The sequence below is a fragment of the Pseudomonadota bacterium genome, from assembly GCA_022361155.1.
Taxonomy (GTDB): domain Bacteria; phylum Myxococcota_A; class Polyangia; order Polyangiales; family JAKSBK01; genus JAKSBK01.
Genome location: JAKSBK010000530.1, coordinates 1 through 6,215, shown reverse-complemented (window position 1 = coordinate 6,215; position 6,215 = coordinate 1). Strand labels below are relative to the sequence as shown.

Here is a 6,215-nt window from a genome sequence, read left to right as displayed (position 1 = left end):
GATTTCCGCGATCACTCGCTCCTTTTTCGCGATCACCGCATCCTTTTTCGCGAGCTTCTGCTCAAGCTCGTCCACCTTGCGCTCGAGGATGCCGTTCCCCTTGCCGCGCCCGTCCTGCAGCGCGGCCTCCATGTTCTCGTGGAGCTGCCGCAGCCACGAGTAGAAGAGGCTCGGCTGGATGCCGTGCGCGTCGCAGATGTCCGACACCTGCTTCTTGCCCACGAGGTGCTCCCGGAGGATGGCAGCTCGTCGTTCGGGGACCACTTGCGTCGCTTTTCCTTGCTCATTTTCGACTCCGATGCCCTCCATTATAGAGGACGCTGCGGAGTCACGTTTCAGCTGAGGCAGGACAATCCAAGGGAAGATCCGTCGTAAGGTCGATGTCTTCAAGCTGGACCTGGACGACCTTGAGCGCGAGCTTCTACGTACCTGAAGAGGTCGTAGTCACCGCGTCGACATTCGGGCGCTGGTCCCGCTAGCCGACGTACCCGGATCCGGGCGGCGGCGGTAGCTGACTCGCTTCGGTCTTTACCGCCGCTTCGGAGAGCTGGCGGCAGACCATGACCCGCCTACGATATAATCCTGTGACTGCAGCTGCAAAGAAGCTCCTGGAGGACGCCCTTGCGCTTCCGGAAGAAGACCGGTGTCGCCTTGCTCGCGCCCTGATGGAGAGCGTGTCTAGCGAGTCGACCGAGGGCGTCGAAGAGGCATGGCGTGCCACGGTTCTGAAGCGCATCGACGAGGTGCGGCGCGGCGACGTGAAGACCGAGCCTTGGTCCGAGGTCAAGCAGCACATTCGTGACGCCCTCAACGGCTGATGCAGCCGTGCGGCACCATCCGGCCGCACGCGTAGAGCTCGGGGACGTTCGGCCCTCGCTGACGCAGTGCGAGCTTCGAGGCGTGCAGACACGACCAGCGGATCACGTAGCCTCGTCGCTTTCGGGTTGCGTTTATTTCGGATACGAGCCACACTGGGATGTAGAAGCGCCAACAGCGTCGAGGCCCTCCCATGCCAGCAGCATCCCTTACAGTGCCATCAGACAAGGTGGCTCAACAGGCCCATGCAGCGCTCGAAACGCTGCGAAGCCTGCCCCGTCGTAAGGGAGCACGTGCGCTACGGGTGGTCCGCACGAAGGGGGACCCCGTTGAGGTTACTGTCCCGCGGGAGGCATTTGACCTATTCATGGAGGTGCTAGGACAGCTAGCCAACGGCAACGCGGTCACCATCGTACCCGTACATGCCGAACTCACGACGCAGGAAACCGCCGAGTTGCTCAACATCTCGCGACCATACCTGGTGCGCCTGCTGAACCGGGGAGAGATCCCACACTCTAAAGTTGGCACGCATCGCAGACTCAAAGTGTCCGACGTGATGGCCTACAAGGAAGCCAGGGACCGTGAGCACGAGCAAGTGCTAGACGAGTTATCGGCCGAAGCGCAGAAGCACGACCTCGGCTACTGATCGTCGTGGCCTTCACCGTCCTGTACGACGCCTGCGTGCTGCATCCGGCCCCTCTGCGGGATCTGCTTGTGCGTCTCGGCTTAACTGGCCTGGTCCGTGTGCGTTGGACCGAGCGCATCCTCGACGAGTGCTTTCGGAGCATTCTCGAACGACGCCCGGATCTGAGTCCCACCTCGTTGGCCCGAACACGGGAGCTGATGTGTCGTGGACCAAGGCGTGTGGAGCTGTACTTGAGGGCCGGAATCGCTGTCTGGGTGAGCGGCCCCGACACGGAGCGATGGCACCATTTATGTTTAGAACATAAAAATATGACTAAATTGAAAATATGCACGGGGTGTGTTAGGGTGTGTCAATGCCTCAGGTGTCGGGTCGGAGAGACCATGTTGCATGTACGCGATGCGTCAGGACGCCCCTTATCGATCACGGCCTACCGTTATCCGCTGTCCGACAGCGGTTCTTTCATGTGGATGGTGCCTCGGGATTGACTGGCAGTTGCTCGCCCGGCGTATCGAAGAGGGAGCCGAGGCTGGACCCGGACGCGCAGTGGTCTCCTCGGGGCCCGCGCACCAAAGCGTTCCACGAATGCCGCAAGGCCCTGCGCGTCGTTGCCGGCATCGCGGTCGGTTGCGCATTCGCCCACCGTAGCGCCCAGGCGCCTGGCGGCGGTGAGCTGGCCGCCGACCGCGTGCGCGGGCTCGTACGCAGCCTCGACAAAGCTCTCGGGGTCTCTTGAAGTGCGCGGCGCGTTGACGCTGCGTCGATTAGGTGCCGAAACCACGACCAAAGATTCGGGCACCTAATCGACGAAATGTTCGCTAGGTGCCAAATGTTTTGCTAACATTCCGGGCACCTAGTGCCTAGGCGTCGGGTCAAAACAGCATTGCCAGGTCGGCTTCGAGGCGCCCGGCCAGCAAGGTGTGCTGTCGCGCGAATACTCCCTGTATTCGAAGGCGGCGCAACCCCGCTGGACGGGATGGATCGAAATCGAAGTGGCGATGTTATCTTGTCCCGACGCCGTAATCGACATGACCCTATTCGTCGGCCGTGAGCGTGAGCTGAGCGAGTTCGCTCAACTCCTCAAGAAGCGGGAATCCTCCCTGGTAGTGTGCCAGGGGCGAAGGAGAATCGGCAAGAGCACGCTGGTTCATCAGGTTGGCAAAAAAGCCAAGCATTTCCTTGCCTTCAACGGGCTGGCACCACGTCCCGGCATGACCAGGCAAGCGCAGCTCGATGCCTTCTCTCAGCAACTCGCCCAGCAGACCCGTTTACCCAAGGTGGCGCTCGACTCCTGGCCGCAGGCGTTTCAGCTCTTGGCGAGCCAGCTGGAGTCCACCGGCAGCACCCTGCTGCTTCTGGATGAAATCTCGTGGATGGCTGCAGGTGATCCGGACTTTGCGGGACACCTGAAGAACGCCTGGGATCAGTACTTCTCCCGCCGAACCGGGCTGCTCATGGTGCTTTGCGGGTCCGTTTCTTCGTGGATACAGCGTAACATCCTGAGCAGCACCGGTTTCGTAGGACGCTGCTCGTGGCAGTTTAGTCTGAAGCCGCTTTCCATTAACGAATGCAACGCGTTCTGGCGAAGCAGGAAACACAAAGTGGCCTCGCGTGAGAAGCTCGCCGTCTTGGCCGTTACAGGAGGTGTGCCTCGCTACCTCGAAGAGATTCAGCCGAGTCAAACGGCAGAGCAGAACATTGAGCGCCTCTGCTTCAATCCGGGAGGGATGCTGTTCAACGAGTTCGAGCAGATCTTTCACGACATCTTCTCCCGACGAGCCGCTGCTTACCGCGACATCGCCCACACGCTGGTGAGCGGTCCTCGCACGCTCTCCGAGATAAGTAACAAGCTGGGTCGAGTGAAAGGAGGCAGCCTGGGGGAAGCGTTGGCCGATTTGGAAATGGCAGGTTTCATCTCCAGGGACACCGCGTTCGATCCAACGACGGGTAAGTCCAGGCGGCGTTCATCTCGCTACCGGTTGAGTGACAATTATGTACGATTCTATCTCAAGTATATCGAAGCTTTACGCCCTCAGATCATCAAGGGTCTCTACCAGCGCACGCCGCTGGAAACCCTTGGCGCCTGGGACACCATCATTGGGCTACAGTTCGAGAACCTGGTCTTGCAGAGTATTCAGCCCGTGCTGCGCGCGCTCGGGCTGGGCAACGTGCCTGTCATCAACATCGGTCCGTATTGGCATGCGCGGACTGCTCGTCGCCGAGCCTGCCAGGTCGATGTCATGCTCCGCACCAGACGCGCCCTGTACCTGTTCGAAGTGAAGTTTCGCGACAAGATCGGTACAAGCGTCATGGACGAAATGCAGCGGAAGCTCGCCCGCCTCAGGCTCCCATCATCCCTCTCGGTGCGCACGGGTCTCATCTACGAAGGTGAGCTGCATCCAGACATAGAAACGTCGGACCACTTCGAGTTCCTGTTGCCTTTCGGCGACCTGCTCGGCGTCGATTGACACTCGGGACCAGTAGCTACCACAGGTGCCAGTTGCGGGTGGCGCACACGTAGGCGGCAAGGATGGCGTTGGTGACGGCGTGGGCGAGGACAGCGTCGGCGAGCCGACTACGGCGGTAGACAGCGAGGGCGTAGGCCATGCCGGCTAGCAGGCCACCCAGCCAGTGCTGGTGCAGCGCGCCGAAGGTGGCGGAAGATACGAGAAAGGAGGGAGGCGGCGAGGAAGGCGCTGGAAGCGATGGACCCTGGTTGTTGCCAAAGGCCAGCGTGAAATCCGAAGCCAGTACAAGTTACTGTGGAGCAGTCAAGGGTCGGCTACCAGAGGGTGGCGACGCCCAACTGCGCGAAAGCCGCATCTTTTGTGAGGAGAGGCAATTGCTCCAACACGCTCTGGGCGGCGAGCATGCGGTCGAACGGATCGCGATGCGCTGAGGGCCAAGAGCCTGCCTTCTGTGCATGCACGATGTCGATCGGCAACGCCCGAAACCCTGCCCTATGGACCCAGCCGGCCATGTCCTGCACCAGCACCTGCGCCGAGGGTAGCTTGCCGAGACGATGCTTCGTGGCGACCTCCCATGCGCTGGCCGCGGACACAAACACCGCATTGTCCGGATCCGCCACCATCGCTCGTGCCCGTGCCGACAACCGGTCGTCGTCGAACAGCCACCACAGCCAAACGTGGGTATCGAGCAGAAGGTTCAGGGTCGATCCAAGAGTAAGGGCCCGCGGAAGAACAACTCATCCATTTCGCCGGTTCTGACCACCGCTGGTATGTTGCTCCTCCTCGAAGTATCCCCAATGCTCCTCGTCGTCGCGCCTCGCCAGCGGCGCCCAGTCCTCACCGAAACACCCGAGTTATTCTTCCGCGGGCCCTAACCGGTCGAGACCGGCTGCGCGGGGTGGATGCGATCGCCGGCGCACCTTCAACGTTCCCACCCCTCGAGCTCCTCTTGCGGCAACTCGTCGAAGAAGCTGTCTCCGAGCTGCTTATTGCCCAGCAGCCCGGCGACCCGGCGTTGCGCCGGCTTCAGGGGCACCAGCCGCGCGTAGGGTCTGCCCCCTTTGCCGATGATCACCTCCTCACCCGCGTGGGCGCGCTCCAACAGCTTCGACAAGTGCGTTTTTGCTTCGTGAACGTTGACCAGCTTCACGCAGATGGATATTAGTCCACAATGTGGACTAAGTCAACCTATGCCGCCACGATGACACGCCGGCCGAACTGGTCCCGATCAGTTGACCCGAACTGCAACACCTTCCGGGAGGCCGATCCGGTTTGGCGCCCCGCTCAGCTTTCAAGCAACGCCTTGGCGTCAAGCACGAAGCCAGGCAGGAGTGGCGTTGTGAGCCGCTCGTCGATACGCTCGACTCTTGCCAGGCCATCGCCCGACCGGCGTTCGATGTGGGTGGCCGGGTCCACGAGCCAGTATTCCTGGACTCCCGCTTCGGCGTAGATGAAACGCTTGGTGATGCGGTCGTAGGCGCGGTTCGAGGACAGCACTTCGATGCACAGTTCCGGCACGCGATCAACTGGGCCCTGTTGTTCTCGCTCGAGACGTGTCTTGAACACCATCGCGTCGGGCTGCAGGATTCGACCCTCGCCGAAGCGAACGTCTAGCGGTCCTTGCGCCACAGTGACCGAGCTCTCGGTGTCCGCGGCCCATTCTCGAAGTCGTGCAACGATGCGTGTGAGGATTTCCTGGTGCCAGTAGCTCGGGCTGGGCGACATGATCACCTCGCCATCTACCAATTCCAGCCGCTCAGTCGACTCTGGAAGCGTCAGAAACTCGGCCTCGCTGACCAAGTGATGGGCTGCCTCACTCATGGGTCAACCGTAGCCTAGGCGGTCTCCCAGTCAACATCGCCCCCGTGTCTTTCCCAACCGTCACAGTGTGACGGAAAGACGTCTCTTCGGGGCTCTTCCTGGTAGTTCCTGGCGGCTCTGACTCCACTGAGCGCCCACACCACCGCCTGAGGGCGGTGGGTTCGATGGGCGCCGGATACCCCCAAGCCTCAACGCGGGTCGGGTCGTCCCGGGGCGCCGCTTTGGCCCGCTCAACTCGACCGTTGCAACCGCCGCGACCCGCCCGACGCCCTCGCAAACCCAACCGCCGCGCTCGGACACGACGATCCTCGGCGATCAACCCCGGTGTGTCGCCAAATCAGGCCATCCTGACGCCGACCGTCCGCCGCAAAGCTCACCTCCCCACGCGGCCCATCATCTCCTCGGAGACCTTCGTGCACCTTGAGCACCGCGCTCCAGCCCGGCAACTCGACGTCTCCTCCAGGCAG

9 protein-coding genes and 1 pseudogene are annotated in these 6,215 nt (G+C 61.7%); 5 read left to right on the top strand and 5 right to left on the bottom strand.

Translation table 11 applies throughout. The features are described 5' to 3' along the window. On the bottom strand, nt 1-222 hold a 222-nt coding region (locus MJD61_19860; protein MCG8557518.1), incomplete at its 3' end, for a transposase. A gap of 338 nt (nt 223-560) precedes the next feature. Between MJD61_19860 and MJD61_19855 the strand changes: the two genes are divergently transcribed. The 5 genes and pseudogenes from MJD61_19855 (at nt 561) to MJD61_19835 (ending at nt 3,927) form a co-directional block, all read left to right on the top strand. After that, the gene (locus MJD61_19855; protein MCG8557517.1) at nt 561-818 is read left to right on the top strand and encodes an addiction module protein; all 258 of its coding nucleotides are present in this window, start codon (nt 561-563) and stop codon (nt 816-818) included. Between the two features lie 212 nt (nt 819-1,030). Then, a complete protein-coding gene (locus tag MJD61_19850; protein MCG8557516.1) occupies nt 1,031-1,462 on the top strand; it encodes a helix-turn-helix domain-containing protein in 432 nt (143 codons plus the stop codon). Then, nucleotides 1,462-1,662: pseudogene (locus MJD61_19845) on the top strand (PIN domain-containing protein). The gene MJD61_19850 and the pseudogene MJD61_19845 overlap by 1 nt, the downstream one beginning before the upstream one ends. 281 nt (nt 1,663-1,943) lie before the next feature. Continuing rightward, nucleotides 1,944-2,195 carry a hypothetical protein gene (locus MJD61_19840; GenBank protein MCG8557515.1) on the top strand — a complete coding sequence of 84 codons (252 nt, stop codon included), beginning with the start codon at nt 1,944-1,946 and terminating at the stop codon, nt 2,193-2,195. 184 nt (nt 2,196-2,379) lie between these two features. Further along, nucleotides 2,380-3,927 (top strand): AAA family ATPase, encoded by a 1,548-nt coding sequence (locus MJD61_19835; protein MCG8557514.1) that lies wholly within the window; start codon nt 2,380-2,382, stop codon nt 3,925-3,927. A 16-nt stretch (nt 3,928-3,943) separates the two neighbouring features. On the opposite strand, the gene MJD61_19830 is transcribed toward MJD61_19835, so the two are convergent. The 4 genes from MJD61_19830 to MJD61_19815 all read right to left on the bottom strand — a co-directional run bounded on the left by MJD61_19830 (nt 3,944) and on the right by MJD61_19815 (nt 5,748). Continuing rightward, a complete protein-coding gene (locus MJD61_19830; protein ID MCG8557513.1) occupies nt 3,944-4,087 on the bottom strand; it encodes a hypothetical protein in 144 nt (47 codons plus the stop codon). A gap of 154 nt (nt 4,088-4,241) precedes the next feature. After that, nucleotides 4,242-4,628, bottom strand: coding sequence for a type II toxin-antitoxin system VapC family toxin (locus MJD61_19825; protein ID MCG8557512.1), 387 nt, complete (start codon nt 4,626-4,628; stop codon nt 4,242-4,244). A 221-nt stretch (nt 4,629-4,849) separates the two neighbouring features. Beyond that, a complete protein-coding gene (locus MJD61_19820; GenBank protein ID MCG8557511.1) occupies nt 4,850-5,077 on the bottom strand; it encodes a type II toxin-antitoxin system prevent-host-death family antitoxin in 228 nt (75 codons plus the stop codon). Nucleotides 5,078-5,211: 134 nt separating this feature from the next. Beyond that, nucleotides 5,212-5,748 carry a Uma2 family endonuclease gene (locus MJD61_19815; protein ID MCG8557510.1) on the bottom strand — a complete coding sequence of 179 codons (537 nt, stop codon included), beginning with the start codon at nt 5,746-5,748 and terminating at the stop codon, nt 5,212-5,214. Between the last annotated feature and the right edge of the window lie 467 nt (nt 5,749-6,215).

Coding starts and splice junctions, on each gene's coding strand:
- MJD61_19815 (MCG8557510.1), bottom strand. CDS start 5,748: ATGAGTGAGGCAGCCCATCACTTGGTCAGCGAGGCCGAGTTTCTGACG.
- MJD61_19855 (MCG8557517.1), top strand. CDS start 561: ATGACCCGCCTACGATATAATCCTGTGACTGCAGCTGCAAAGAAGCTC.